Annotated in this window: 31 protein-coding genes; 11 read left to right on the top strand and 20 right to left on the bottom strand. The window is 68.0% G+C overall.

The window, feature by feature from the left end; all coding sequences use genetic code 11:
* Positions 1 to 51 precede the first annotated feature (51 nt).
* The 9 genes from AC5Y3Z_RS25425 to AC5Y3Z_RS25385 form a co-directional block, all read right to left on the bottom strand.
* The gene (locus AC5Y3Z_RS25425) at positions 52 to 666 is read right to left on the bottom strand and encodes a hypothetical protein (RefSeq protein WP_473140003.1); all 615 of its coding nucleotides are present in this window, start codon (positions 664 to 666) and stop codon (positions 52 to 54) included.
* Positions 666 to 1,697 (bottom strand): NUDIX hydrolase, encoded by a 1,032-nt coding sequence (locus AC5Y3Z_RS25420; RefSeq protein ID WP_473140004.1) that lies wholly within the window; start codon positions 1,695 to 1,697, stop codon positions 666 to 668. Before AC5Y3Z_RS25420 ends, AC5Y3Z_RS25425 begins: the two co-directional genes overlap by 1 nt.
* Positions 1,697 to 2,821 carry a glycosyltransferase family 4 protein gene (locus AC5Y3Z_RS25415; protein ID WP_473140005.1) on the bottom strand — a complete coding sequence of 375 codons (1,125 nt, stop codon included), beginning with the start codon at positions 2,819 to 2,821 and terminating at the stop codon, positions 1,697 to 1,699. The genes AC5Y3Z_RS25420 and AC5Y3Z_RS25415 overlap by 1 nt, the downstream gene beginning before the upstream one ends.
* Positions 2,821 to 3,756 carry a phosphatidylinositol mannoside acyltransferase gene (locus tag AC5Y3Z_RS25410; protein WP_473140079.1) on the bottom strand — a complete coding sequence of 312 codons (936 nt, stop codon included), beginning with the start codon at positions 3,754 to 3,756 and terminating at the stop codon, positions 2,821 to 2,823. Before AC5Y3Z_RS25410 ends, AC5Y3Z_RS25415 begins: the two co-directional genes overlap by 1 nt.
* Positions 3,757 to 3,773: 17 nt before the next feature.
* Positions 3,774 to 4,427, bottom strand: coding sequence for a phosphatidylinositol phosphate synthase (pgsA, locus tag AC5Y3Z_RS25405; protein WP_463826835.1), 654 nt, complete (start codon positions 4,425 to 4,427; stop codon positions 3,774 to 3,776).
* Positions 4,428 to 4,434: 7 nt separating this feature from the next.
* Positions 4,435 to 4,989, bottom strand: coding sequence for an ATP adenylyltransferase (locus AC5Y3Z_RS25400; RefSeq protein WP_463826836.1), 555 nt, complete (start codon positions 4,987 to 4,989; stop codon positions 4,435 to 4,437).
* On the bottom strand, positions 4,982 to 7,012 hold the full coding sequence (thrS, locus tag AC5Y3Z_RS25395) for a threonine--tRNA ligase (protein WP_463826837.1): 2,031 nt from the start codon (positions 7,010 to 7,012) through the stop codon (positions 4,982 to 4,984). The genes AC5Y3Z_RS25400 and thrS overlap by 8 nt, the downstream gene beginning before the upstream one ends.
* 59 nt (positions 7,013 to 7,071) lie before the next feature.
* The gene (locus tag AC5Y3Z_RS25390; protein ID WP_473140006.1) at positions 7,072 to 7,695 is read right to left on the bottom strand and encodes a PaaI family thioesterase; all 624 of its coding nucleotides are present in this window, start codon (positions 7,693 to 7,695) and stop codon (positions 7,072 to 7,074) included.
* Positions 7,696 to 7,835: 140 nt separating this feature from the next.
* Positions 7,836 to 8,693: an aldo/keto reductase gene (locus tag AC5Y3Z_RS25385; RefSeq protein WP_473140007.1), complete on the bottom strand. Its 858-nt coding sequence runs from the start codon at positions 8,691 to 8,693 to the stop codon at positions 7,836 to 7,838.
* Positions 8,694 to 8,725: 32 nt separating this feature from the next.
* Here AC5Y3Z_RS25385 and AC5Y3Z_RS25380 point away from each other — a divergent pair, with 32 nt between their 5' ends.
* The gene (locus AC5Y3Z_RS25380; protein WP_473140008.1) at positions 8,726 to 9,229 is read left to right on the top strand and encodes a DUF1990 domain-containing protein; all 504 of its coding nucleotides are present in this window, start codon (positions 8,726 to 8,728) and stop codon (positions 9,227 to 9,229) included.
* Here AC5Y3Z_RS25380 and AC5Y3Z_RS25375 read toward each other — a convergent pair.
* The 5 genes from AC5Y3Z_RS25375 to AC5Y3Z_RS25355 all read right to left on the bottom strand — a co-directional run bounded on the left by AC5Y3Z_RS25375 (position 9,204) and on the right by AC5Y3Z_RS25355 (position 12,898).
* On the bottom strand, positions 9,204 to 10,448 hold the full coding sequence (locus AC5Y3Z_RS25375) for an alpha/beta hydrolase family protein (protein ID WP_473140009.1): 1,245 nt from the start codon (positions 10,446 to 10,448) through the stop codon (positions 9,204 to 9,206). The genes AC5Y3Z_RS25380 and AC5Y3Z_RS25375 overlap by 26 nt on opposite strands.
* Before the next feature lie 94 nt (positions 10,449 to 10,542).
* Complete coding sequence (locus AC5Y3Z_RS25370) at positions 10,543 to 11,457, bottom strand: NAD(P)H-dependent flavin oxidoreductase (protein ID WP_463826843.1); 915 nt, start codon at positions 11,455 to 11,457, stop codon at positions 10,543 to 10,545.
* Positions 11,458 to 11,459: 2 nt separating this feature from the next.
* Positions 11,460 to 11,807, bottom strand: coding sequence for a cupin domain-containing protein (locus tag AC5Y3Z_RS25365; RefSeq protein WP_473140010.1), 348 nt, complete (start codon positions 11,805 to 11,807; stop codon positions 11,460 to 11,462).
* A 12-nt stretch (positions 11,808 to 11,819) separates the two neighbouring features.
* Positions 11,820 to 12,245 carry a hypothetical protein gene (locus tag AC5Y3Z_RS25360; protein WP_463826845.1) on the bottom strand — a complete coding sequence of 142 codons (426 nt, stop codon included), beginning with the start codon at positions 12,243 to 12,245 and terminating at the stop codon, positions 11,820 to 11,822.
* Positions 12,242 to 12,898: a helix-turn-helix transcriptional regulator gene (locus AC5Y3Z_RS25355; protein ID WP_473140011.1), complete on the bottom strand. Its 657-nt coding sequence runs from the start codon at positions 12,896 to 12,898 to the stop codon at positions 12,242 to 12,244. Before AC5Y3Z_RS25355 ends, AC5Y3Z_RS25360 begins: the two co-directional genes overlap by 4 nt.
* Positions 12,899 to 12,961: 63 nt before the next feature.
* Between AC5Y3Z_RS25355 and AC5Y3Z_RS25350 the strand changes: the two genes are divergently transcribed.
* Positions 12,962 to 13,777, top strand: a complete 816-nt coding sequence (locus AC5Y3Z_RS25350) for a class I SAM-dependent methyltransferase (RefSeq protein ID WP_463826847.1) — start codon at positions 12,962 to 12,964, stop codon at positions 13,775 to 13,777.
* Here AC5Y3Z_RS25350 and AC5Y3Z_RS25345 read toward each other — a convergent pair.
* Genes AC5Y3Z_RS25345 through pcaH form a run of 3 tightly spaced genes read right to left on the bottom strand, consistent with a single transcriptional unit; the run spans position 13,774 to position 16,203 of the window.
* On the bottom strand, positions 13,774 to 14,937 hold the full coding sequence (locus AC5Y3Z_RS25345; RefSeq protein WP_473140012.1) for a lyase family protein: 1,164 nt from the start codon (positions 14,935 to 14,937) through the stop codon (positions 13,774 to 13,776). The two genes, AC5Y3Z_RS25350 and AC5Y3Z_RS25345, sit on opposite strands and share 4 nt — an antisense overlap.
* Entirely contained in the window at positions 14,934 to 15,482 is a 549-nt protein-coding gene (gene pcaG, locus AC5Y3Z_RS25340; RefSeq protein ID WP_473140013.1) for a protocatechuate 3,4-dioxygenase subunit alpha, read from the bottom strand. Before pcaG ends, AC5Y3Z_RS25345 begins: the two co-directional genes overlap by 4 nt.
* On the bottom strand, positions 15,475 to 16,203 hold the full coding sequence (pcaH, locus tag AC5Y3Z_RS25335; protein ID WP_473140014.1) for a protocatechuate 3,4-dioxygenase subunit beta: 729 nt from the start codon (positions 16,201 to 16,203) through the stop codon (positions 15,475 to 15,477). The genes pcaG and pcaH overlap by 8 nt, the downstream gene beginning before the upstream one ends.
* A 163-nt stretch (positions 16,204 to 16,366) precedes the next feature.
* Between pcaH and AC5Y3Z_RS25330 the strand changes: the two genes are divergently transcribed.
* Genes AC5Y3Z_RS25330 through phtC form a run of 5 tightly spaced genes read left to right on the top strand, consistent with a single transcriptional unit; the run spans position 16,367 to position 19,912 of the window.
* Positions 16,367 to 17,644 carry an aromatic ring-hydroxylating dioxygenase subunit alpha gene (locus tag AC5Y3Z_RS25330; RefSeq protein ID WP_473140080.1) on the top strand — a complete coding sequence of 426 codons (1,278 nt, stop codon included), beginning with the start codon at positions 16,367 to 16,369 and terminating at the stop codon, positions 17,642 to 17,644.
* Positions 17,641 to 18,168, top strand: a complete 528-nt coding sequence (locus AC5Y3Z_RS25325) for a 3-phenylpropionate/cinnamic acid dioxygenase subunit beta (RefSeq protein WP_463826851.1) — start codon at positions 17,641 to 17,643, stop codon at positions 18,166 to 18,168. The genes AC5Y3Z_RS25330 and AC5Y3Z_RS25325 overlap by 4 nt, the downstream gene beginning before the upstream one ends.
* A gap of 8 nt (positions 18,169 to 18,176) precedes the next feature.
* The gene (locus tag AC5Y3Z_RS25320) at positions 18,177 to 18,428 is read left to right on the top strand and encodes a dihydrodiol dehydrogenase (protein ID WP_463827160.1); all 252 of its coding nucleotides are present in this window, start codon (positions 18,177 to 18,179) and stop codon (positions 18,426 to 18,428) included.
* On the top strand, positions 18,412 to 19,197 hold the full coding sequence (gene hcaB, locus AC5Y3Z_RS25315; protein WP_473140015.1) for a 3-(cis-5,6-dihydroxycyclohexa-1,3-dien-1-yl)propanoate dehydrogenase: 786 nt from the start codon (positions 18,412 to 18,414) through the stop codon (positions 19,195 to 19,197). The genes AC5Y3Z_RS25320 and hcaB overlap by 17 nt, the downstream gene beginning before the upstream one ends.
* Positions 19,190 to 19,912: a 3,4-dihydroxyphthalate decarboxylase gene (gene phtC / locus AC5Y3Z_RS25310; protein ID WP_473140016.1), complete on the top strand. Its 723-nt coding sequence runs from the start codon at positions 19,190 to 19,192 to the stop codon at positions 19,910 to 19,912. The genes hcaB and phtC overlap by 8 nt, the downstream gene beginning before the upstream one ends.
* Here phtC and AC5Y3Z_RS25305 read toward each other — a convergent pair.
* Positions 19,900 to 20,664 carry an IclR family transcriptional regulator gene (locus AC5Y3Z_RS25305; protein WP_463826854.1) on the bottom strand — a complete coding sequence of 255 codons (765 nt, stop codon included), beginning with the start codon at positions 20,662 to 20,664 and terminating at the stop codon, positions 19,900 to 19,902. The genes phtC and AC5Y3Z_RS25305 overlap by 13 nt on opposite strands.
* A gap of 129 nt (positions 20,665 to 20,793) precedes the next feature.
* On the opposite strand from AC5Y3Z_RS25305, the gene AC5Y3Z_RS25300 reads away from it, so the two are divergent.
* Together AC5Y3Z_RS25300 and AC5Y3Z_RS25295 are read left to right on the top strand one after the other, a co-directional pair.
* Complete coding sequence (locus AC5Y3Z_RS25300; protein WP_473140017.1) at positions 20,794 to 20,997, top strand: hypothetical protein; 204 nt, start codon at positions 20,794 to 20,796, stop codon at positions 20,995 to 20,997.
* A gap of 38 nt (positions 20,998 to 21,035) precedes the next feature.
* Positions 21,036 to 21,689 (top strand): DedA family protein, encoded by a 654-nt coding sequence (locus AC5Y3Z_RS25295; RefSeq protein ID WP_463826855.1) that lies wholly within the window; start codon positions 21,036 to 21,038, stop codon positions 21,687 to 21,689.
* 1 nt (position 21,690) lies between these two features.
* Here AC5Y3Z_RS25295 and AC5Y3Z_RS25290 read toward each other — a convergent pair whose 3' ends face one another.
* A complete protein-coding gene (locus AC5Y3Z_RS25290; protein WP_463826856.1) occupies positions 21,691 to 22,308 on the bottom strand; it encodes a TetR/AcrR family transcriptional regulator in 618 nt (205 codons plus the stop codon).
* Between the two features lie 155 nt (positions 22,309 to 22,463).
* Between AC5Y3Z_RS25290 and AC5Y3Z_RS25285 the strand changes: the two genes are divergently transcribed.
* Positions 22,464 to 22,892: an anti-sigma factor antagonist gene (locus tag AC5Y3Z_RS25285; RefSeq protein ID WP_463826857.1), complete on the top strand. Its 429-nt coding sequence runs from the start codon at positions 22,464 to 22,466 to the stop codon at positions 22,890 to 22,892.
* 14 nt (positions 22,893 to 22,906) lie between these two features.
* Here AC5Y3Z_RS25285 and AC5Y3Z_RS25280 read toward each other — a convergent pair whose 3' ends face one another.
* Positions 22,907 to 23,551: a TetR/AcrR family transcriptional regulator gene (locus AC5Y3Z_RS25280; protein WP_463826858.1), complete on the bottom strand. Its 645-nt coding sequence runs from the start codon at positions 23,549 to 23,551 to the stop codon at positions 22,907 to 22,909.
* Between the two features lie 134 nt (positions 23,552 to 23,685).
* Here AC5Y3Z_RS25280 and AC5Y3Z_RS25275 point away from each other — a divergent pair.
* Positions 23,686 to 23,906: glutamate-cysteine ligase family protein (locus tag AC5Y3Z_RS25275; protein WP_499951305.1), on the top strand; the 221-nt coding region annotated here is incomplete at its 3' end.

Below are 23,906 nucleotides of genomic sequence, written 5' to 3'. Positions count from 1 at the left end.
CCACCACCCCACCCCGACGACGACCCACCACCCTTCTGAAGGGTTGTCGGTCTAAGCAGGTGCCTCGCGCCCTCGAATCAGCACCTTCGCTTGGGCCCGTTGCGCAAGTCCCTCGCTGCGCTCGAATACGCAAAGAAAATTGGCTTCGTCAACCGCGACCTGTGCGTCAAATGGTCGAGCGACCAGCCGGCCAACGGTTGCGCGTACCGCAGCGACCAACGAATACGGCCAGTCAATCAACCGCACGCACTGGATCGGCGCACCCAGTCCGACGGCGAAAGAGATGTGCCGGGCCGGTTCGGCGATGGGTAACCCCGGGGAGTACCCGGCCGGGGTGTCCCGGTGCGGATTGTGCGCGATCGACCGCCACGGCGTGTCGCCGAAGCGATAACACAGAATTCCGTTGTGTTCCGCGTCGACCCACGCGAGTTCAACATCATCGTCGAACACCTTGATCTGTTCGTTCGCCGAGGGAATCACGTCGGGTCTCAACGTGAATGGTGCTGCGGATGGGGCGATTTCGTCGAGCGTTGGTTCCGCTGCATATGAGAGATATTCGACGTAGAGCAGGCACCCCTCAGTGGTCAAGATCAACTCAGTGCCCGGCCATCGCTTGTTGCCTGAGTCGTAGTACTCACCGATACGCAATCGCAGCGGATGGGACATCAGCGGATCGAAAGCGGGACAACGGCATCGCGCCGATCCCGCAGGTCGGCGAACTCATTGGCCACCGGCAGCAACTCCCCCAATTGCCGCGGGTACACCACCTCGCCGGCGGCCTCGAACGCCGCGATATCGGCCACCCCACACCAGCGAAACCCGTGGATGTAGCGACGTTCCAGCTCGGTGCGCCCCTCCAGAGTCGGCTCGAACCGCTCGGTGCGGTGCACGAGGTAGAACTCTTCGCTGTCGATCATCGAACCGTTGAACTCGAACACCTCGTCGCGGCGCCAGATCGGCCCGAACAATTCGGCCGGCGAGACCTGCAGACCGGTTTCCTCGGCCAGTTCACGGGCGGCCGTCTCGGCCAACCGCTCCCCCGGCTGCACCTCACCGCCGACGGTGAACCACCACCGGGGCGCGGTGCCGTCGGTGACAGCGGGATCCGAACCGCACAACAGCAGCACCGCACCGGTCTCGTCGAGCAACACCACCCGCGCCGAGGTGCGATGGTTGAGCTCATGATGGGCGTGCGTCTGCGCGTGCGGCCGCTCGGCAATCTCGAAATACGTTGGCAGCGGCGCCGTTCCACCCAATCTGAACAACCGCACCATGCGCCGCTCGGCCAGCACCAGGGTGTCGCGGACCGCGTCGTTGTGGAACCGTCGGGCCAGCAGCACCCGGGCCTCGGCGTCGGCCAACTCGGCCAGCAGACCCGCGGGTACCGACGCCGGGTCGACCATCGCCAAAGCGGCGGACAGCTCGTTCTCCGCGGTCTCGCGCGCGCTGCGCGGGGCCCGCTCCGCGGCATCGGCCAAGGCGGCCAGCCGCTTGCCTTCGGGTGCCCCGCCGTAGGCGTCGATCGCGATCGCCCGCGCCACCACGGCGCGCCGCGCCAACGCGCCGTCCAGCGCCTGCCAGGACAGGTCGTACCGCACGTGCAGCCGGTTCAGCCGGTTCGCGCGCTGATACCCCCACGCGCCGAACGCCACCATTACCAGGAACAGCCCGACAAGCGCGGCGATCAGCCACACCATCAGCTGGCCACCTGCACCTTGACCCCCGACCCGGCAACAGTCTCGTACACGCGCATGATCTGGCTGGCGACCACCGACCAGTCGTAGCGGCGGACGGCGTCGGCACCGGCCGTCACATACCGGTTGCGCAGTTCGTCATCGTCCAGCACCGCTATCAGCCCCTCGGCCAGCGCGACACTGTCGTCCACCGGCACCAACCGCCCCACTGCGCCGTCGCACAGCACCCGCCGGAACGCGTCGAGGTCGCTGGCCACCACCGCGGTGCCGGCGGCCATCGCCTCCACCAGGACGATGCCGAAGCTCTCCCCACCGGTGTTGGGCGCACAGTAGACATCGGCGCTGCGCATCGCCGAGGCCTTCCCCGCATCGTCGACCTGCCCCAGGAAGCGCATATTCGCGGCCAATCCGCTTGCCTCGCTGAGCAATTCGTCCTCATCGCCGCGGCCGACGATCAGCAACTGTACGTCGGGAAAACGCTGCACCACAGCCGGCATGGCGGCCATTAACGTGGCCATACCTTTACGGGGTTCGTCGTAGCGCCCCAGGAACAGCACCGTCTTGCCGGGCCGCGGGTAGCCGTCCAACAGCGGCGCCGAGGCAAAGAAGTCGACGTCGACACCGTTGGGGATCTCCACTGCATCGGAGCCCACCGACTCCATCTGCCAGCGGCGCGCCAGATCGGACACCGCGATCCGGCCGACGATCTTCTCGAACCGCGGCCGCAACATGCCGCCCAGCACCGACATGGCCACCGACTTGGTGGTCGAGGTGTGAAACGTCGCGACTATCGGACCCTCGGCGATATTGAGGGCCAGCAGAGACAGGCTCGGGGCGCTCGGCTCATGCAGGTGCAGCACGTCGAATTCCCCATCGGCGAGCCACTTCTTGACCTTGCGGTGAGTGGCGGGCCCGAACCGCAACCGGGCCACCGACCCGTTGTAGGGAATCGGCACCGCGCGCCCGGCGGAGACGACGTAGTCGGGCAGGGCGGTCTCCGGGGAGACCGGTGCCAGCACGCTGACCTCGTGCCCTCGCGCGCGCATCACATCAGCCAGCTGCAGCACATGCGACTGCACCCCGCCCGGCACATCGAACGAGTAGGGGCAGACCATGCCGATCCGCATCACCGGCCCTTCAGCCAGGCCCGCCGGTCGTCGGACAGATCAGCCAGCCACTGCGGCTGCATCATGTGCCAATCCTCGGGGGTGGCGGCGATGTTCTGCTCGAACTCGTGAGCCAGCGCCTGGGTGATCGCCTGCACGTCGCCGCTGCTGCAGTCCAGCGGCGGATCCATCTTGCAGGCCCAGCCGTCTCCCTCGAACCAACAGTGCGACGGCAGCAGTGCCGCGCCCGTCGCTATGGCGAGTTTGGCCGGACCGGCCGGCATCCGGGTGAGTTCGCCGAAAAACTCGACTTCCACGCCGGTGCGGGTCAGGTCGCGCTCCGCCATCAGGCACACCACCCGGTTGTCCCGCAGGCGGTCGCACAACACCTCGAAGGGCGGTCGTTCGCCGCCGGACAGCGGTATCACCTCGAAGCCCAATCCCTCGCGGTATTCGATGAAGCGCCGGTACAGCGACTCGGGCTTGAGCCGCTCGGCGACGGTGGCGAAGGTGCCATGCGTCTGCGCCAGCCACAGCCCGTTCATGTCCCAGTTGCCGCTGTGCGGCAGCGCACAGATCACGCCCCGCCCCTGTGCCAGCGCCCCGTCCAGGTTGTCCTGTCCGTGGGTTCCGGCGTCGAGCTGACGGGTCAGCTCGACATGGTCCATGGTCGGCAGTCGGAACGCCTCCCGCCAGTAACGGGCGTAAGAAGCCAGCGAGGCACGCATCAACGAGTCGGGCACATTCCTGGGCGCGACCCCGATAACCCGAGCCAGATTCTTGCGCAGCTGCTCCGGGCCGCCGCGCCGGGCCGCGTACCGGGCCCCGGCGCTGAAGACGTTGCGCGCAGCGAACTCCGGCATGGCCCGCACGGCCATCCAGCCGGCAGCATACGTCCAGTCGGTCGCGGCACCGGTCACGAGTTCGCGGGGACGACGACGGCCGAGCAGACTCAGGCTTCCCGAAGGCGGTATCACTGCTCACTCTTTCCCGATAGTGCAATGCGGTCGATGGCCCCGGGCGAGGTCCGCACCGCGTACAACCGCTGCGCACAGGTGATCACACTTAACACCGCCAGCAGCCACATCGCCACCGGGAGCGCCGGCGGCCAGGCAACGAACGGGAAATCGGCGACCCCGGCGCCCACCAGCACAATGATCAGGCGCTCCGGTCGTTCGATGAAGCCGCCGTCACCGCGCAACCCGCTGGCCTCGGCCCGCGCCTTGATGTAGGAGATCACCTGGGAGGTGACCAAGCAGATGAGCGTCGCCGCGGTCAACGGCTTGTCGTGCAGGTGAAACGCGATCCACCAGAGCAGCCCGCAGAACACTGCGCCGTCGCACAGGCGGTCGCAGGTGGCGTCCAGCACCGCGCCGAAGCTGGTGCCGAAGCCGCGTTCGCGGGCCATCGCCCCGTCGGCCATGTCGAACAGCGTGAAGAACCAGACCACACACCCGCCGGCGAACAGCTTGCCCATCGGGAACAGCACCAGCGCCCCGGCCATCGAGCCGACGGTGCCGATGACGGTGACGATGTCAGGTGTCAGGCCCACCTTCAGTGCGGTCCTGGCCACTGGGTCGGTGGCTTTGGCGAAGAACGCCCGGGTCAGAAACGGCAGCTTGCTCATCGCGGCCTCACGACTGCCGGGCCCACTCGTCGGCCAGCAGTTGCCGGGTTTCGCGCAGCAACTGCGGTATCACCTTGGAGCCGCCGATGATCGTGATGAAGTTCGCATCGCCGCCCCACCGGGGCACCACGTGCACGTGCAGGTGTTCGGCAAGCGAGCCGCCCGCCGAGGTGCCCAGGTTGATGCCGACATTGAAACCGTGCGGGCGCGACACATTCTTGATGACGCGGATCGCCTTCTGGGTGAAGGCCATCACCTCGGCACTCTCCGACTCGGTCAGCTCCTCCAGCTCCGATACCCGCCGGTACGGCACCACCATCAGGTGCCCGGGGTTGTAGGGATACAGGTTGAGCACGGCGTAGACGAGTTCACCGCGCGCCACCACCAGACCGTCTTCGTCGGCCATGCGCGGGATGTCGGTAAAAGGTTCGGCAGGGCTGGCATCTTCCCGCTTGATCGGAGCCTCGGCCAGGTAGGTCATCCGGTAGGGAGTCCACAACCGTTGCAGGTGGTCGCGGCGCCCGACGCCGCGGTCCAGGATGGTGTCGTCCGGCTCAGTCACCGTCCGCAACTTTCATCAGTTCCGCTGTCGGAGTGGCGTTTTCGCGTTTGGCGATCCAGTCCGCGATGGCCGCCACCGCCGCGTCGCGGGGCACGCCGTTGATCTGGGTGCGGTCCCCGAACCGGAAACTGACCGCCCCGGCCTGCACGTCCCGATCACCGGCCAGCAGCATGAACGGCACCTTCTGGTTGGTGTGGTGCACGATCTTCTTGGCCATCCGGTCGTCGCTGCCGTCCACCTCCACCCGCACACCGTGCGACTTGAGTTGCGCTGCAACGTCTTTCAGATAGTCGACGTGTTCGTCGGCGACCGGGATCCCGACCGCCTGGATGGGCGCCAGCCACGCCGGGAAAGCACCCGCATAGTGCTCGGTGAGGATGCCGAAGAACCGTTCGATGGAACCGAACAGGGCACGGTGGATCAGCACCGGACGCTGCCGGGTGCCATCCGACGCGGTGTATTCCAGCTCGAACCGGTCCGGCATGTTGAAGTCGACCTGCAGCGTCGACATCTGCCAGCTGCGCCCCAGCGCATCCTTGACCTGCACCGAGATCTTCGGCCCGTAGAACGCCGCACCGCCCGGGTCGGGCACCAGCTCCAGCCCGGAGGCCTCCCCGACCTCCCGCAACACCTGGGTCGCTTCCTCCCACACCTCGTCAGAGCCGACGTACTTGTCCGGGTCTTTGGTGGACAGCTCCAGGTAGTAGTCGGTCAGCCCGTAGTCGGCCAGCAGGTCGAGGACGAACCGCAGCACCGAGGTCAGCTCGTCGCGCATCTGCTCACGCGTGCAGTAGATGTGCGCGTCGTCCTGCGTCATCCCGCGCACCCGGGTCAGTCCGTGGATCACCCCCGACTTCTCCAGCCGGTAGACACTGCCGAATTCGAAGAGCCGCAGCGGAAGTTCACGGTAGGACCGCCCGCGGGACCGGTAGATCAGGTGGTGCATCGGGCAGTTCATCGGCTTGAGGTAATAGTTCTGGCCCGGCTTGCGCACCGTGCCGTCCTCGTTGAACTCGGCGTCGATGTGCATCGGCGGGTACATGCCCTCCGCGTACCACTCCAGGTGCCCCGAGGTGATGTAGAGCTGTTCCTTGGTGATGTGCGGGGTGTTGACGAACTCATACCCCGCCTGCTCGTGCTTCTGCCGCGAGTACTCCTCCAGCTCGCGGCGCACGATGCCGCCCTTGGGGTGGAAAACCGCCAGCCCGGAACCGATTTCGTCGGGGAAGCTGAACAGATCCAGCTCCACGCCCAGCTTGCGGTGGTCGCGGCGCTGCGCTTCGGCGATCAGCTCGAGGTGACGGTCCAGCGCCGCCTGCGACTCCCACGCGGTGCCGTAGATGCGCTGCAGGCTGGCGTTGCGCTGGTCACCGCGCCAGTAGGCCGCGGAACTGCGGGTGAGCTTGAACGCCGGGATGTGCTTGGTGGTGGGGATGTGCGGTCCGCGGCACAGATCGCCCCAGACGCGTTGCCTGGTCCGGGGATTGAGGTTGTCGTAGGCGGTGAGCTCATCGCCGCCGATCTCCATGATCTCGGGGTCCCCGGATTTGTCGTCGACGAGTTCGAGCTTGAACGGTTCGCCGGCCAGTTCCTCGCGCGCCGCGTCCTTGGATGCATACACCCGGCGGTCGAACAGCTGACCTTCCTTGACGATCTGACGCATCCGCTTTTCCAGCTTTTCCAGATCCTCGGGCGTGAACGGCTCCTCGACGGCGAAGTCGTAGTAGAAGCCGTCGGTGATGGGCGGGCCGATGCCCAGCTTGGCGTGCGGAAAGAGGTCCTGCACAGCCTGGGCCAGCACGTGAGCGGCGGAGTGCCGGATCACGCTGCGGCCGTCCTCGGTGTCGGCGGCCACGGGGGTCACCTCGGCGTCGGAGTCGGGCACCCAGCTCAGGTCGCGCAGCGTGCCCTCGGCGTCGCGCACCACCACCACCGAGTCGGGCGTGCCACGCCGCGGCAGACCGGCCTCACCCACCGCGGCAGCCGCGGTGGTCCCGGCAGGGACCCGGATGGGGGCGCTCATCGGATTCGTCTCCAATGCTTAGTCGTTGGGATCGCCGACCATGCTATCGGGGCGTCACCTCAGGGTTGTCCAGGCTTGAGCCGCACGAACAGCGCATCGGCTTCAGTGAGCAGGGTGTCGCCGTCGCGCAACCGGCCGGAGACGAAGATCTTGCGCCCGTCCACGCTGTCGATTCCGGAGTCGAACTGCAACTCTTTTTCGATCGGCACGATGTTGCGGTAGTTGATCTTCAAATACGCGGTGCGCTGGCGACGGCTGCCGGTCAGCCACGCGGCCGTCAAGCCGAGCACACTGTCGAACAGCATGCCGAGCGCGCCGCCGTGCACCGCACCGTTGCGTCCGAGGTGAAATCGGGCGAACCGCGCCGTGCCTTCGATGCGACCGTCATCGGTCTTGCGCGGCCGCATCGGGATGGACAGCACGTTCCCGCGTTCCGGCAGATCCATCCGGCGACCCGACGGCGACTGCCATTCGTCGGCGTCATACGGCGCCAACATCGCCGACAGTTCCTCCAGCCGGTCGGCCGCCTGGGTGATGACGTCGTCGGGCGCGTCGACGGCGCGGGCGTGGTCCTGCAGCCTACGGACCGCGGCGACGAACCGGCCGTAGTCCGGCCCACCCTTCTCGGTCGGTTCGGGTGGGTTGAATCCCCCGCCGGGGTGGGGCTGATCTGCAGCTGCCATCAGCACACCGTATTAGCCGTGGAACTCTGCAGCGGCATCGAGCCTGCCCTCAGGGCTGAGCTGCCCGGCGTGTCGCCGCCACCACCGCAGGCTCGGCGCCGTCATTACAGGCTCGCGTCGAAGATGGCCGCCGAATTGCCCTACTGGGCGGCGCCGGCGGCTGACAGCGCCTCGAATTCCTGGTCGGTCAGCGTGATCTCGGCGGCGGCGACGTTCTCTTCCAAGTGGGCGACCTTCGAGGTTCCCGGAATCGGCAACACCACCGGCGAACGCTTCAGCAGCCACGCCAGCGCCACCTGCGACGACGAGGCGTCGTGCGCCTTGGCGATCTGTTGCAGCGGGCCGCCGGGCGCTGCCAGCGGTCCGCCGGCCAGCGGAAACCACGGGATGAACCCGATGTTCTGCTCGGTGACGGCGTCCAGCAGCGCCTCCGCCTTGCGGTTGGTCACGTTGTACATGTTTTGCACCGACACGATCGGCGCGATCTGGCGGGCGGCGTCGAGTTGCTCGACGTCGATCTCGGACAGCCCGATGTGGCGGATCTTGCCTTCACCCTGCAACGCCACCAGCTCCCCCAGCTGGTCGGCCAACGGGAAGTCCGGGTCGATGCGATGCAGCTGGAACAGGTCGATGGTCTCGACACCGAGCCGCCGCAAACTCATCTCGCATTCCTGGCGCAGGTAGCTGGGATTGCCCAACGGGATCCACACGTCCGGGCCGGTGCGCAGCAGCCCGGCTTTGGTCGCGATCACCAACCCGTCGTACGGATGCAGCGCCTCACGGATGATCTCCTCGGACACATACGGGCCGTAGGAGTCCGCGGTGTCGATGAAGTTCACCCCCAGTTCGGCCGCGCGCCGCAACACCAGCACACATTCGTCGCGATCGGTGGGCGGCCCCCACACGCCCTGGCCGGTCAGGCGCATGGCGCCGAACCCGAGCCGGTTGATGGTCAGGTCGTCACCGAGGGTGAATGATCCGGAAGCCGCTGCGCTCATCTTTCCGACGGTACGCATGGCAAGCTGGCCGGGTGGACTTGGATGCGCTCGCCGACCAGCCGCTCACCTATCCCGACGTGGGCGCCACGGCCCGCTCCCCGCTGCCCACCGGATACGGCCATCTCGTGGTGTCCGCGCAGATCGGGACGGGCCGGGATCGTTTCGAGCAGGCCGCCGACGCGGTCATGCACTGGGGAATGCAACGCGGAGCCGGCCTGAAGGTGCAGGCCAGTTCGGACACCGTCGCGGAGTCGTCGGTCGTGGTGGTCACCATGCTGGGCGTGCTGCGCGCCCCGTGCCGGGTGGTCTACGTGGTCGACGAGCCCGACGTGCGCGGTTTCGCCTACGGCACCCTGCCGGGCCACCCGGAGTCCGGCGAGGAACGTTTCGTGGTGCGCTACGACCCGGACAGTTCGGCGGTGTTCGCCGAAGTCTCGGCGTTCTCCCGGCCCGGCACCTGGTGGAGCACACTCGGCCGGCCCGTCACCGCGGTGGCGCAGAAGGTGATCGCTAAGCGGTACCTGCGCGCGGTGTGAGCGCAGCGCCGTCCAACAGCCCCGACTGCCGCACCGCGTCCTGGATGAACCGCTGCACCGGACGCGACCGGATGAATCCGGCGTGGCCGCCGCGGTACCACACGATCTCCGGTTTGCCCCAGTGCTCCCACAGCCGGATCACCTGGCCGCGGGGATGCACCACCTGGTCGGCGATGCCGGCGTAGACGAAGCGGCCGCGCATCGGCACCTGCGGTGTGAATGACAGCGGCGACACCATCTCCCCGATGGGCTCGGCCAGTTGCATGGTGTCGCGACGCGGATCGCCCCGGCGCAGACCCGAGTGCCGGCTCAGCAATTCGACCAAGTTGGCCACCGGTACCCCCAGAATGGCGCAGGTCAGATCACTCTCCAGGCTGGCCACCAGGGCTGTGATGTAGCCGCCGAGCGACATGCCGTTGAGCCCGATCAGCGACTCGGGCTCCTGCGCGCGCACCCAGGACAGCAACCGCCGGATGTCCCAGACCGCCTGCGCGGTGGCGTGCACGTCGTCCATGACGTCCTCGCCGGGAAACACCGCACCCTTGGGCAACCCGCGCGCGCGCCGACCGTGCATGGGCAGGACGGGCAGCACCACGTTCAGGCCGAGCTCTTCGTGTAACTTCCAGGCCCGGAATATTCGCAGATCTATTGCCGATCTGCCCATTTCGGTGCCGTGCACGCAGATCAGCCAGGGCCGCGGTTCCGGGTGACGCAGCAGCACCGCGTACTCGCGCCGCAGCGCGGTGTATCCCAGCCATCGTTCGCGGCCGGGCTCGCCGGGGTGCGGGACGTATCCGCTGTCGAAGGACAGCTCCTGGTAGGACCGTTTGCGCCCGCGGACCTCCCGGATCTGCACTTCGGAAAGCGGCGGCGGCGGGGCGAAGAAGCCGCTGGGCTCCGCCAGCCAGCCCTGGTCGCCGTAGAACTCCAGCGCCTCGACCACTTCGTCGTTGATCCGCTGAAAGGCGGCCGGCCGGCTCACCGGGCGGCGCACCTTCAGGCCCGCCAGCACCACCTCGTCGCGGAACGCCTGCGCGGCCAGGGCGGCCGTGGGCCGGGCGATCGGCAGTCCGGCATCGTGGTCGTCGGCGTTGCGGTAGTCGCGCCAGGACCGGGCGAAATACCGGCCGGTGCGCGCGAACGGCCGGACCGTCTCTCCGACGGCTCGGCGCAACAGGCGGCGCCGCCGCGCGTCGTCCTCTTTGACGGGTACTGCCATGCTCAAAACGCTAACACCGCCAACGGGTTTGACCGGCTCTTCGGCGGTTCGATACTGCTCACTTCACGCCGGGAATGCGGCGCCGGTCACACCGCTAGCTCCAGCCGGCGAGCAAACGCTGCGCCCCAGCGCACAATGCTGCGATGACCGCCCCGACCGGGGCGTCGTCGCGGATCATCCCGACACCCTGCCCGGCATCCGGAGAGGCACTGACCGTCGCGCGACCCGGTTGCTGCCGCGCCAGCTCCTGTTCGCGGCCCGTCCAGCGGGCGACGAAGTCGTTGCGCAATACCCGGGCGGGGAACCGCTCGGGCCACGGCAGTCCCGCGGCGACGTCGAAGACCCGGGTGACCCGGGTGTCGGTTTCGGCCGCCTCGATCAGGGCCTGCCGGCCTGCCGCGCCGGTCAGCGCCTCCGGGCACGCCGCCAGCCGGGTGCCCACCCACGCACCGCCGGCACCGGCCGCCAGCACCGCGGCCAGGCTGCGCGGCGAGGCGACCCCGCCGCCGGCCAGCACCGGCACGGACACCGCGTCCAGGACCGCGTCCAGCAACGGCAGCGTCCCCAGCCGCACCTCGCCGTGCCCGCCACCTTCGGCGCCGCGGGCCACCAGGATGTCAACGCCCGAATCGGCCGCCCGACGGGCCCCGACGGCATCGTAAACCTGCGTGACGGTGGGAATTCCGACCTTGTGGGCTTCGTCGACCCAGGAGAAGTCGGTGCCGAAGCTGACCGACAGCAGTGCCGGGCGGGCGGCCAGCGCGTCCTGCAGCAGGCCGTCCTGGCTACGCATCACCCAATCCACCAGTCCGATGCCGAACCGTCCGCTGACGTGCTCGAGCTCGGCGGCCAGCGTCGCCCTGGTGGCGGTGCTGCCCATGCCCACCATGCCCAGGCCACCGGCCGCGGTGACTGCCGCCGCCAGCCGCCCGCCGGCGACCCCGCCCATCGGCGCGTTGAGGATCGGCACCTGCAGGCCGAAGTCCCGCGACCAGGGCGTGGCGAGCACGGTCAGTGGGCGGCGCCGGGCTGGGACTTCAGCACGGTCAGCATGACCACCGAATCCTCCACCGCGTGCAGGGCGTGCCGTACCGGCGGGATGGCGATGTAGTCGCCGGTCCGGCCGTCCCAGCTGTCCGCCCCGGCGGTGAGTTGCACGTGCCCCTGCAGCACCTGCAGGGTGGCCTCGCCGGGACTGTCGTGTTCGGAAAGGTCGTGGTCGGCGAGCAGTGCCAGCACTGTCTGACGCAACTCGTGGGTGTGCCCGCCGTGGATGGTGTGCGCGGCCCGGCCGCTGTGCGACGTGCGGGCTTCCGCCAGCTTCTCGGACGCCAGGGAGGTAAGCGAGAGGGATTCCATAGTTGAGTCCTTTCAAGCGGCTAACAGGAGTATGCCCGCCACCGACAAGGCGATGACCTTGACCGCCTCCAGACCGACGTAACCGTAGTGGGCGTGGGAGCGTGGGCCGTCCGAGCCGGCGAGCACCTGGTCCGAGCGACTGGTCAATCTCGGTCGCACCACAATGAGCTGTACGGCCAGTGCGACGGCGGCGACGGCATACGTGGCGATGATCCGCAGCGGGGTGGGCCCGGCCACCATCAACGCGAGCAGCACCAGCGCGAAACCCACCTCGATGGTGTTGAGCGCGCGAAATACCAAGCGCCCGATGCCCAATCCGATCTGCAGCGTCACGCCGGGCGCCCGGAATTTCAGCGGAGCTTCCAGAAACGAGATCGCCAGCACCATGCCGAGCCACACGAAGGTCACGGCTACCTCGATCGCGTTGCCGGTGCTCATCGCGCCGTGCCTGCCGTCAGATGAGTCAGGCACAGATCCGGTTCCACGAAGGCCTCGAGCCGGTCGACGGTGATGGGTGCCGACCAGCTTTCCAGTGCGCCCTGCATGAGACCGAGGTGGATGGGACACACGACGCTGGATCGGACTTCGGCGAGTTCCAGGAACGGGCAGTGCCGCAGCCCGACCAGTTGCTCGCCGTCGGATTCGCGGCGGTCGGGGGCGAAGCCCAACTCGTCGAGCAACCCGACCAGATGCTCGATCGACTCCTCCACGCCCATGTCGTCCGGCGCGGGCAGCCGCTCCCCCCAGGAGCGGCCCGCGGCCACCGCCCGGGCACTGGAGTTCTCTTCTGCGGCAAGCCCGTTGATCAGGATCTCGGCGAGCAACTGGTAGTGACGGGTGCCGCCGCGGTCCATCTGCCGCACGGCCTGAAACATCGACGGCGGCCGGCCCGGCCCGCGGCGGGCGGGTTCGACCTGTTCCACCTGGCCGTCACCGAGCAGGCTGTCGAGGTGGAAGCGCACCGTGTTGGGATGCACCCCGATCGTGTCGGCGATGGCCAGGATGCTCAGCGGCTCGGGTGAGCTTCGCAGCACCCGCAACACCGCTCGGCGACGGCCGGCATCTTCGGGTGGCTTCGGGCGGCCACTCACTGGTATATCCGGTATGTCATGAGGTAGAGTTTACACAAGTCAGCTTGTGAAAACTAGGGATGGATGACTGCCATGGCCGGTGAGAAGGATGCGCTGCCGTCGTCGACACGCGACGACGCACACGTACAGGGACACTGGCTGCTGGCCCGGCTGGGCAAGCGGGTGCTGCGCCCCGGCGGCGTCGAACTCACCCGCACATTATTGGCCCGCGCCAAGGTCACCGATGCCGACGTGGTCGAGTTGGCACCCGGTTTGGGCCGCACCGCCGCCGAAATCATCGCCCGCAACCCGCGGTCCTACGTCGGCGCCGAGGGCGACCCCGACGCAGCCGGCCACGTGCGCAGCGTTCTCGGCGGCCGCGGCGAGGTCCGGGTGACCGACGCCGCCGAGACCGGCCTGCCCGACGCCAGCGCCGACGTCGTCATCGGCGAGGCGATGCTGACCATGCAGGGCGATTCGGCCAAGCACGCGATCGTGGCCGAGGCTGCGCGGGTGCTGCGCCCCGGAGGTCGCTACGCGATCCATGAACTCGCCCTGACCCCCGACGACGTCCCCGAGGAGATCAGCACCGAGGTGCGCCAGGCGCTGGCGCGGTCGATCAAGGTCAATGCCCGTCCGCTGACCATTGCCGAATGGTCGGAACTGCTGGCCGGTCACGGCCTGGTTGTGGAGAACGTCGCCACCGCCCCGATGGCGCTGCTGCAGCCGCACCGGATCGTGTCCGACGAAGGCCTGCTGGGCGCGCTGCGGTTCGCCAAGAACGTGCTGACCCAACCCGAGGCACGTAAACGGGTCCTGATGATGCGCAACACTTTTCGCCAGCACCGCGAGCGGCTGGCGGCCGTCGCCATCGTCGCGCACAAGCCCGGCGCCGCCTAATCGGTCAGCGCCTGCCGCGCCCGCTCGATGCTCTGGTCGACCAGCCGGTCGATTGCGCCCCGTCCGCCGGGGACCTCTGCCGCACTCAGGTTTCGGGCCATGGCGGCGGTGTGCACTCGCAGCCCGGTCAGCAGTTCCGCGCACTGCGAGCCGGCGACGACGGTACGCCGCGCCATCGTGCGCAACGTGTCCCACTCGGTGTGCCAGGAACCGTCGGGGCGTTCGTCGTTGGCCAGCGCCGCCGCGGTGTGCAGGGTGGCGGCCAGCGGCGGCGCGGCCAGGGCGGCGCGTCGAATCAGGATGGACAACACCGGATTTCGCTTGTGCGGCATCGCCGAGGAGCCGCCGCGCTGTCCGTCGCCGGGTTCGCTCAGTTCGGCGATCTCGGGCCGGACCAGGGTGACGACGTCAGAGGCGATGCGCCCCCAGCAGTCGGTGCAGCCGACCAGGGCGTCCCCGGCTGCGGTGACCGGCGCCCGCGTGGTGTGCCAGGGCGAGCGGTAACTCAGGCCCAAAGTTGTTGCCGCAGTTCGAGTTATGTGTTCGGCCAGCTCAGCGGGATCGGCTGACTCGGACAGCACCAGCTCGACGGTGGCCGCGCGGGTTCCGACGGCGCCGCCGAACTGCGCCGGGGTCGACAGCGCACCGAGCCGGGCATACGCCTCGACCACACCGTCGAGCCAGCCGGCGGCCTTGGCGCCGAACGTAGTGGGCGCCGCGTACTGGGTCAGGGTGCGCGCCACCATCGGGGTGGTGCGATGGGTGGCGGCCAGAGTCGACAACGTGGCGATCTGTTCGGCCAGCTGCGCACTCACCTGCCCGACGACCTCACGCACTGCCAGCATCAGTGCCGTGTCCAGGACGTCCTGGCTGGTCAGTCCCCGATGGATCCAGGGACTCAGCGCGGGCACCGCCCGTCGACGCAGCAGGGCCACCAGGCCGAACACCGGGTTGCCGCCGTCCTCGGCGGTCACCGCGAGTTGCTCGCAGTCATGCGCGCCGACCAGGTGCGCCAGATCGGTCCCCGGCACCGGCGCCACCCCGGTGGTGACCAGCGCGTTCAGCCAGGCCGATTCGACGGCGACCATCGACCGGAGCAGCGCCTGGTCGGTCATGCAGTCGCCGGCACGCTCGTCACCGGGCCAGAGCAGATTGGTCATCGCCGATCTTCCCTGAACGCCAGGAACACGGTCTCGCGCGGTCCCTGCAGATGGATGTCGAAGCGCAGTCGCGAGTCGCTCTCGGCGACGCACGCCAGGGTCGCCCGACGCGGTGCGGGCAGCGCAGGATCGATGTCCAGCGCAGCACCCGGCACATAGGCACGGGTGCACAATCGGTGCAGCAGCCCCCGGGCGAACACGGTGACCGCGAAGAAGGCCGGCCGCGCCGGGCTGGTCGGGCCTGGGACCACGGTGCGGAAGGAGTAGTGACCGTCGACGTCGGTGGCGGCTCGGCCCCAACCGGTGAATGTCGCCCCGTCGCGTCGCAGCGAACCGGTGGCCCGCGCAATCTGGCCGGCGCCGTCCGGCTGCCAGATCTCGATCAACGCGTCCGGCACGGCCGCGCCCGCGCCGTCGAAGACATTGCCGTGCAATGTAATTGCGTCCGCACGGTCTCCTGCCAGGTCGTTGTCACCCGGGAACGGCAGCCCGATACCGAAGAACGGTCCTACGGTTTGCCCTGGCGTGCATGGCGATTCATCCATCAGCACATCCCAGCACAATGTCCCAGCGGTAGCCCGTGGCATATTCCGGCTCGGTGAGGTCGTGGTCGTACCGTGCGACCAGACGTTGGCGCGCAACGGGATCCACGACGGACTGGTAGATGGGGTCCAGATCGAACAGCGGGTCCCCGGGAAAGTACATCTGGGTGACCAGACGCTGGGTGAAGGCGGTCCCGAAGACCGAGAAGTGGATGTGCGCGGGGCGCCAGGCGTTGCGGTGATTACGCCACGGGTACGGGCCGGGCTTGATCGTGGTGAAGCGGTAGGAGCCGTCGGAACCGGTGAGACACCGGCCGGCGCCGGTGAAGTTCGGGTCCAGCGGTGCCGGGTGCCGGTCGTGCTGATGGCGGTAGCGGCCGGCGGCGTTGGCCTGCCAGATCTCGACCAGCTGACCCGCCACCGGGCGGCCGGCGAGGTCGAGCACCCGGCCGGTCACGATGATGCGCTCCCCGATCGGTGCACCGACGGTCAGGTCCGCATCATGCGGGCCGACGTCCTGGTGGCCGAAACACGGCGACCAGCGTTCGATCTCGTCCGGGTCGACGGCCAGCACCGGGTGCTTCGGGTGACGCAGCACGCTGCTGCGGTAGGGCGGGTAGTCCAGCCGCGGCTGGGGTTCCGGGCCGGTGCGGTCCGCGGCGAGCACAGCGATCTCCGCCGTGATGTCGCGTTGTGATGCGACGCGCTGCGATGCGGCCTCCACGACGCCTGAGGCTACCGCCACCCGGCCCGGCCGGCTGGTAATTGACGCGGCCCGGCCGATATCGCATTCTGGTGAACAGAAAATTCCTCTGCTGACCAGACATCGATGATCGTGGTGTGCCGTGACCGTTGACAGTGACCTGTTCGAGAATGTGCGCCGCGGCATGATTCCGGCGCATATCTACAACGACAAGGACCTGTTCGCCCGGGAAAAAGAGCGGCTGTTCAGCCGGACCTGGATGTTTGTGGCGCACGAGTCGGAGATTCCGCAGGACGGCGACTACGTGGTGCGCCGGGTGCTCGACGACTCCTTCATCATCAGCCGCGATTCACACGGGCAGGTGCGGGCGTTGTTCAATATGTGCCTGCACCGCGGCATGCAGGTGTGCCGCGCGGAGGTGGGCAACGCGTCCAATTTTCGCTGCCCCTACCACGGTTGGACCTACCGCAACGACGGCCGGCTCACCGGCCTGCCGTTTCACCGCGAGGCCTACGGCGGCGACCGGGGCTTCGCCAAAGATCAAACCCTGCTGCCCGCACCGAATCTGGCGAGCTACAACGGCCTGATCTTCCTCAGCCTGGACCCGCACGCGCCGCCGCTGCGGGAGTACCTCGGCGACTTCGCTTTCTATCTGGACTTCTACACCAGGCAGAGCGAGCTGGGCGTGGAACTCCGCGGTCCGCAACGCTGGCGGATCAAGGCGAACTGGAAGATCGGCGCCGAGAACTTCTCCGGCGACATGTACCACACCCCGCACACGCACGCCTCGATCGTCGAGATCGGCCTGTTCCGCGAACCGAAGGCGCAGAAACGCAAGGACGGTGCCACCTACTGGGCGCAGCGCGGCGGCGGCACCACCTACAAACTGCCGCCGGGCGACTTCGACGCCCGGATGCGCTACGTGGGCTACCCCGACGACATGATCGGCCGCATCAAGGAGGTCTGGTCGCCGCGACAGCAGCAGGTCGTCGCCGAAGACGGCTTCATGTTCTCGGCCGCCACCTGTTTCCCTAATCTCAGCTTCGTGCACAACTGGCCCAAATTGCCCGGCAGCGAACAAGTGCTGCCGTTCATCTCGATCCGGCAGTGGCAACCAATCAGCGAGAACGAAACCGAGGTGTGCTCGTGGTTCGCGGTGGACGCGGCGGCACCCGAGCAGTTCAAAATGGATTCGTACAAAGCGTATCTGATGTGCTTCGGATCGACCGGCATGTTCGAGCAGGACGATGTGGAGAACTGGGTCTCGCTGACCACCACCGCCGGTGGCGCGATGGCCCGGCGCCTGTTGCTGAACAGCCGGATGGGACTGCTTGAAGACGACACCCCGGTGATCGACACCCTGGCGCCGGAGGCCTTCCACGGTCCGGGGCGCGCCCAGGTCGGTTACAACGAATACAACCAGCGCGAGTTACTCAAATTATGGGCGGATTATCTCTCATGAAACCGTTGCCGTTCAACGATATCCGCCATCTGCAGGCACACCAGTTCCTGGTCGACGAAGCGTATCTGCTCGATCGCCAACAGTATGAGGCGTGGCTGGACACGATGACCGACGACATCCGTTACGTGATGCCGGTGCGCGTCACCACCGCCCGCGGCGCCGGGTTCGACACTCCCGCCTTCCCGAAGCCGGGGATGGACCACTTCGACGAGGACCGGTACTCACTGAGCCAGCGGGTGGCCCGGATGGGTACCGAGCATGTGTGGGCTGAGGATCCGCCGTCGCGGTTGCGGCACTTCATCACCAACGTGCGCACGTTCGCCTCCGACGACCCGACCGAACTGCTCGTCGAATCGGCCGAACTGCTGTTCCGCAGCCGCGGCGACGTCAACGAGAGCGCGTTGTTGTCCTGCGCACGTCAGGATGTGCTGCGCGGGTGCGACGGCGACTGGAAACTGGCCCGTCGCACGATCGTTGCCGACGAGTCGGTGCTGCGGATGCAGAACCTGGCGGTGTTCCTGTGAACCCGCCGATCCAACCGGTCGGTGAACCGCTCACTGTCGCAAATGAATTCACCGAAGTCGTGGTGCAGCGCGTGGAGACCCGCAACGGATCCCGGCTGCTCATCACCGCCCCCCGCAGCGGCCGGTGGATCAGCCTGGACGCCCTCGAGGTGGAGGCACTGACCTGGCAGAACCCCCGTACGCTGGCGGCCATGGTCGGCAACTCCAACGCGCCGCTGCTGCCCGACGAGCCGGAAGCCGACGATGACCGGCTGGCTTGACGGCAAGCGGGCGCTGGTGGTGGGCGCCGGCTCCGGGATCGGCCGGGCAGTGGTCGACGCCTTCCGTGCCGAAGGTGCGAAAGTTGCTGTGCTGGAACGTGATCCGGACAAGTGCAACCGGTTGCGCGACGAGCTCCCCGAGGTCCCTGTGATCGAGGGTGACGCCACCGGACGGGACGCGAACGACAGCGCGGTGCGCGCCGCCGTGCACAGCTTCGGCGGACTGGACACCCTGATCAACTGCGTCGGGGTGTTCGACTTCTACCGGGGAATCGACGACATCGACGCCGACGACCTGCCGGCCGCCTTCGACGAGATGTTCCGCACCAATGTGCTCAGTCAGCTGCAGTCGGTCAAAGCCGCACTCCCGGCGCTGCGCGGGCACCCGGGTGCCTCGATCGTGCTGACCGAGTCGACGTCGGCCTACTATCCCGGTCGTGGCGGCGTGCTGTACGTGCCGTCGAAGTTCGCCGTGCGGGGTTTGGTGACGGCGTTGGCGCACGAGTTGGCGCCGCACATCCGGGTCAACGGGGTGGCGCCGGGCGGAACGCTGGACACCGACCTGCGCGGACTGGCCAGCCTCGGCCTGGCCGAGGTCCGCCTGGACGACTCCCCCGACCGGGCAACGGATTTGGCGGCACGCAGTCCGCTCAATGTCGCGCTGTCCGGTGCCGACCACGCGTGGAGCTATGTGTTTTTGGCAGCGCAGCGCTCCCGCGGCATCACCGGTGAGACCGTCCACCCCGACGGGGGGTTCCGGCTTGCTTGAGCAGCAACGCATTCTCCTCGCCCAGGCCTGCCGGGTCGCCGCTGCCCGCGGCCTGGTGGACGGCATCCTCGGCCATCTGAGTCTGCGCGTCGACGAGGACCGCCTGCTCATCCGCTGCCGCAGCGACTCCGATACCGGCGTGGCGTTCACCCGTCCCAGCGACATCCGGTTGATCGATTTCGACGGAAAGGCCGGAGCCACCGGTGAACTCGACGGTTACCGGGTACCCAACGAGTTGCCGATCCACCTGGAGACCATGCTGGCCGACGCCCGACACCAGGCCGTCGCGCACCTTCATCCGCCGGAGGCCGTCGCCGCCGATCTGGCCGGCATCACCATCCGGCCCATCTACGGCGCCTATGACATTCCGGGCGCTTGGCTGGCCCGCGCCGGCGTGCCGGTCTACGAACGCGCGGTGCTGATTCGAAGCTCGGAACTGGGCAAGCAGATGGTGGCGGCGATGGGCACCGCGTCGGTGGTGATCTGTCGCGGGCACGGCATCACCAGCGCCGCCGCTACCGTACCGCAGGCGGTGTTGCAGTCGATCAGCCTGAATGAGTTGGCGCGCATGGCATTACGCGTACGGTCCGCCGGTGGCACGCTGACCGAGATCGACGACGCCGACTGGGACGACCTGCCGGACCTGGGGGCCGGGTTCAACGTCGACGCGGCGTGGCGGCACGAGGTGGCCCGGTTGGCTGCTCAGCCCAGCTGACCGCCGATCTCATCGGCCGCCCGGACAAGCGCGGCCGCGATCGCCCGATATTTCGAGGTGGGCAGCCGGTGCTGCGGGGCGGCGGCATTCAGCGCGAGGCGCAACCCGGGAGCGCCGGTGGGAATCGGTACTGCCACCGAGGCCACGCCCTCCTCGCTCTCCTCCCGGTTGCCGGCGTAACCCCGCTCGCGGATGCGGGACAGTTCGGATTCCAGCTTCGCCCGGCTGACGATCGAGCGCGCCGTGATTCCGGGCAGCGCCTCCTGCGGAAGCAGTTGCCGCAGTTCGGCTTCGGACAACCCGGCCAGCAAGGCCTTGCCCGTCGAGGTGCAATGCGCCGGCATGGTGCGGCCCAGTCGGGAAGCCACCCGAACCGCTTTCGGACCTTCCACCGCGGCGACGAAACGGATGTTCGCGCCGTCGAGCATCCCGACGTGGATCGTCTCGCCGAGCTGCTCGCTGAGGGTGCGCATGACCGGCAGCGCGGTGCGCGCAATGTCGATGCGCCCGAAGATCGCGAACGCCACGCTGGTCAGGGCCGGTCCCGGCAGGTACGCCTTGGAGTCGGGGTCCTGGCGGACGAAGCCGCGGTAGGTCAGCATCGCCAGCAGTCGGTGCGCGGTCGACGACGCCACACCCAAATACCGTGTCGCCTCGCTCAGCCGGATCTGCGGTTGCTCCCCCAGCAGCAACAGCAGCTTGAGTGCATTGTCGACCGACTCGATCGGGTACTGCGGCGCCTCTTTCCGCACCCGCAGAGCGTATCGCCGCGACCCCCTGAACCGGCCGCGTGGAAAAGGAGTCGCCGAAAACCGCATGCGCCGCCGAAAACTTGGCTACCGTTCCTCGCAGCGTCGCGTTGCCCGGTGGTCGGGGAAATCATGACTGGTAGGCAGCGCGGCGCGCTATTGCGCCGGCGCCCGGGGGGCCGCGTCGGCGACGCCGGAGAGGACACCCTGTTGAGCTATTACACAATGCCACCAGAAATCAACTCCGGGAACTACAGCTCGGGCGTGCACAACGCGGGCATCTCCAGCTCCGGCGGCTGGAACGAGGGCAACAACCAGTCCGGGTTCTTCCACTAGTCACCCGCAATTGGCAGCGGTCAGGCATCCTTTAACCCATGAACGTGGAGGCCCTGCTTCAGACCATCCCGCCGCTCGCGGTGTACCTGGTGGTCGGTGGAGTCGTCGGACTCGAGAGTCTGGGCATACCGCTGCCCGGGGAAATCGTGTTGGTCAGCGCCGCCCTGATGTCGTCGCATCACGAGCTGGCGGTGAACCCGGTCGGCGTCGGCGCCGCGGCGGTGATCGGCGCGGTGATCGGCGACTCCATCGGGTACTCGATCGGACGCCGGTTCGGGATGCCGCTGTTCGACCGGCTTGGCCGGCGCTTCCCGAAGCACTTCGGCCCCGGCCACGTCATGCTGGCCGAAAGGACGTTCAACCGCTGGGGTGTGCGCGCGGTGTTCTTCGGCCGGTTCATCGCGCTGCTGCGCATCTTCGCCGGACCCCTGGCCGGGGCGTTGAAGATGTCCTACCCACGGTTTCTGGTCGCCAACGTCAGCGGCGGCATCTGCTGGGCCGGGGGCACCACCGCGCTCGTCTATTTCGCCGGCGTGGCTGCGGAGAAATGGATGTCGCGGTTCTCCTGGGTAGCGCTGGTCATCGCCCTCATCTGCGGCGTCACCGCGGCTATCCTGCTGCGCGAGCGCACGTCTCGGGCCATCGCCGAGCTCGAAGAAGAACACCACCGCAAGGCCGGCACCACCGCCTGAGTCAGCCGGCCGCCTCACCGAGCTGCGGGCGATGCTGCTCGATCAGCGTCCGCGCCAGCGACTGGGCGCGGTGCGCGGAGTCGCGGTCGCCCACCGCGGCCAGGATGATCGCGCCTTTCATCAGGAGATGCCAGGACCAGGCGAAGTCCTCGACGTCAAGCAGCCCGGCGGCCACCGCGCGCTCGCGCACTATCTGCCGGACGTTGTCGAGGTGGACGATGCAGGCCTGCCCGGCGGGGTGATCGGGACCCAACTCCAGCAGCACGTTGATGAACGAGCAGCCCTCGTAACCGTCCCGGTGCTGGAACCACTCGTGTAGCACGTCGAAGATCGCCAGCAACTGCTCCTCGGCCGTGGCGCCCCGCTGGGCGGACTGCTGTTCGATCAATCCATGGGTCCAGAGCTCTTCGCGCCGCTGCAGCACCGCCAGCACCAGATCGTTTTTGGTGGCGAAGTGGCGGTACAGGGTCGCCCTGGCCACCCCAGCGCGTTCGATGACTTCGTCGGTGCCGACGGCGCGGATGCCGCGACGACTGAACAGCTCGTAGCCAGCGCCCAGAATCCGTTCGCGGGCCGGCACAGCTGACGCCGCGGACCCGGTGACCTCGGTCGTTGCCATATCAGGCCTTACCGTACTCTTAGCCCGACCGTGTAGACAGACCGCCCTGTCTTGTTATAGAAATGGTATCCACAGGACAAGAATTTGTCTGTCTTCAGATTGCAGGACGGGCATCCATCGCGGCGTAGTTCACGCCAGCCGATTAGGAGTGCACCATGAGCCTGGCCATTTCCGAATCATTCTCCACCCACCTGACGCTCAGCACTCGGTTGGTCTACGCGTTGGGCGATCCGCGCAGCACGCTGCGCGCCATCACCGACCGCAGCGGCGACGCGGTGGTCATCCATGCCGGCGGGGAGGTCGACGCCTGTAATGAGCAGACCTGGCGCCAGCTGGTGACCGAGGCGGCCGCGACCACCACCCCGCCCGGGCCGTTGGTCGTCGATGTCACCGAAGTCGAGTTCCTGGGCTGCTGCGCCTACAGCGTGCTTGCCGAGACGGCCGAGCAGTGCCGGCTGCGCGGCGGCGAATTACGCCTGGTGAGCCCTGCGCGGGCCGTCGAGCGCGTGGTGCGGGCGGGCGGCTGGGCTGCCACGCTGCCGATCTACCCGACTGTCGACGACGCCCTGAGCGCGCGGCGGTAATCCGGCCTGCGGCGTTATGCCGCGCCGTTGGCGACCAGTTCTCGGTCCGCCGCGGCCGGTGGCGGCCCCACCTCCAGCACCGCCCGGACCGAGGCGCGCAGGTAGTCGCCCAGCATGGGCATCCCGAATTGCTGCCCGCGCGGACCGATCCATTTGGGCAGGTCGATGATGCAGGCGGCGATCAAGTCGACTGCGACGGCGTCGCTGCGCCGCCACATTCTGTCGGCCAGCTGCGACATCGCCGCGTGCAGTTCCGCCGCCAGGGTGTGCAACTGCGCGGCGATCTCGTCCGGCATCGGTTGGCCGGCCACGTCCTCGCGGCGCACCGTCATCAGGCAGGCCGACGATCCCGGATACATCTCGGGATACAGCAGCGACGTTTCGGCCGCGGCGTACACCGCGTCCAGCGGCTCACTGTCCGCTTCGGACCGGGCATCGTCGACCAGGCTGCTCAACAGGTCCAGAAAGCGGCGTTCCGCACGTATCCACACCCGCCCGAGCAGGCCGCCGCGCGACTCGAACGCCCGGTAGATGGCGCCGTTGGAGACGCCGGTGGCCTTGGTGAGTGCGCGGATCGTGACGGCTTCGATCCCGTGCTCGGCGACCAGTTCTTCCGCGGCGTCCAGGACGTCGTCGTGTCCGCGCGACCGGGGACTCAACACTGCTGACCACTCCTTCTTCGGATGTGTGTTGCGGTCATTGTCCCCAACCGGCCTGGATCGCACAGCGAAATGGCCGATACGGCCGAACTCGCACCGGGTTTGGCGCCGGCCGCGCGGGTAGCTTGGCGGACATGGGCACATCGTGCTCGGCGAGCGGCCTTCCCACGGTGGGGGTCGAAGAGGAATTTCTGCTCGTCGAACCGCAGACCGGCGAACCGGCACCCCGCAACAACGCGGTAGCCATCGAGGCGGCCCGCCGCGGCGTCGACATGCAGCTGGAGCTGAGCAGTTGTCAGGTAGAGATCGCTTCGGGGGTGGTGCGGACCAGTCGGGAACTGCGCGATGAACTCGC

The organism is Mycobacterium sp. NGS61 (assembly GCF_059812325.1).
The sequence above is the reverse complement of the archived record's forward strand: the minus strand, read 5'-3'. Positions and strand labels throughout refer to the sequence as shown.

Coding starts and splice junctions, on each gene's coding strand:
- AC5Y3Z_RS25425 (WP_473140003.1), bottom strand. CDS start 666: ATGTCCCATCCGCTGCGATTGCGTATCGGTGAGTACTACGACTCAGGC.
- AC5Y3Z_RS25420 (WP_473140004.1), bottom strand. CDS start 1,697: ATGGTGTGGCTGATCGCCGCGCTTGTCGGGCTGTTCCTGGTAATGGTG.
- AC5Y3Z_RS25415 (WP_473140005.1), bottom strand. CDS start 2,821: ATGCGGATCGGCATGGTCTGCCCCTACTCGTTCGATGTGCCGGGCGGG.
- pgsA (WP_463826835.1), bottom strand. CDS start 4,427: ATGAGCAAGCTGCCGTTTCTGACCCGGGCGTTCTTCGCCAAAGCCACC.
- thrS (WP_463826837.1), bottom strand. CDS start 7,012: ATGAGCGCCCCCATCCGGGTCCCTGCCGGGACCACCGCGGCTGCCGCG.
- AC5Y3Z_RS25390 (WP_473140006.1), bottom strand. CDS start 7,695: ATGGCAGCTGCAGATCAGCCCCACCCCGGCGGGGGATTCAACCCACCC.
- AC5Y3Z_RS25385 (WP_473140007.1), bottom strand. CDS start 8,693: ATGAGCGCAGCGGCTTCCGGATCATTCACCCTCGGTGACGACCTGACC.
- AC5Y3Z_RS25375 (WP_473140009.1), bottom strand. CDS start 10,448: ATGGCAGTACCCGTCAAAGAGGACGACGCGCGGCGGCGCCGCCTGTTG.
- AC5Y3Z_RS25365 (WP_473140010.1), bottom strand. CDS start 11,807: ATGGAATCCCTCTCGCTTACCTCCCTGGCGTCCGAGAAGCTGGCGGAA.
- AC5Y3Z_RS25360 (WP_463826845.1), bottom strand. CDS start 12,245: ATGAGCACCGGCAACGCGATCGAGGTAGCCGTGACCTTCGTGTGGCTC.
- AC5Y3Z_RS25350 (WP_463826847.1), top strand. CDS start 12,962: ATGACTGCCATGGCCGGTGAGAAGGATGCGCTGCCGTCGTCGACACGC.
- AC5Y3Z_RS25345 (WP_473140012.1), bottom strand. CDS start 14,937: ATGACCAATCTGCTCTGGCCCGGTGACGAGCGTGCCGGCGACTGCATG.
- pcaG (WP_473140013.1), bottom strand. CDS start 15,482: ATGGATGAATCGCCATGCACGCCAGGGCAAACCGTAGGACCGTTCTTC.
- AC5Y3Z_RS25330 (WP_473140080.1), top strand. CDS start 16,367: ATGATTCCGGCGCATATCTACAACGACAAGGACCTGTTCGCCCGGGAA.
- AC5Y3Z_RS25325 (WP_463826851.1), top strand. CDS start 17,641: ATGAAACCGTTGCCGTTCAACGATATCCGCCATCTGCAGGCACACCAG.
- hcaB (WP_473140015.1), top strand. CDS start 18,412: ATGACCGGCTGGCTTGACGGCAAGCGGGCGCTGGTGGTGGGCGCCGGC.
- AC5Y3Z_RS25300 (WP_473140017.1), top strand. CDS start 20,794: ATGACTGGTAGGCAGCGCGGCGCGCTATTGCGCCGGCGCCCGGGGGGC.
- AC5Y3Z_RS25295 (WP_463826855.1), top strand. CDS start 21,036: ATGAACGTGGAGGCCCTGCTTCAGACCATCCCGCCGCTCGCGGTGTAC.
- AC5Y3Z_RS25290 (WP_463826856.1), bottom strand. CDS start 22,308: ATGGCAACGACCGAGGTCACCGGGTCCGCGGCGTCAGCTGTGCCGGCC.
- AC5Y3Z_RS25285 (WP_463826857.1), top strand. CDS start 22,464: ATGAGCCTGGCCATTTCCGAATCATTCTCCACCCACCTGACGCTCAGC.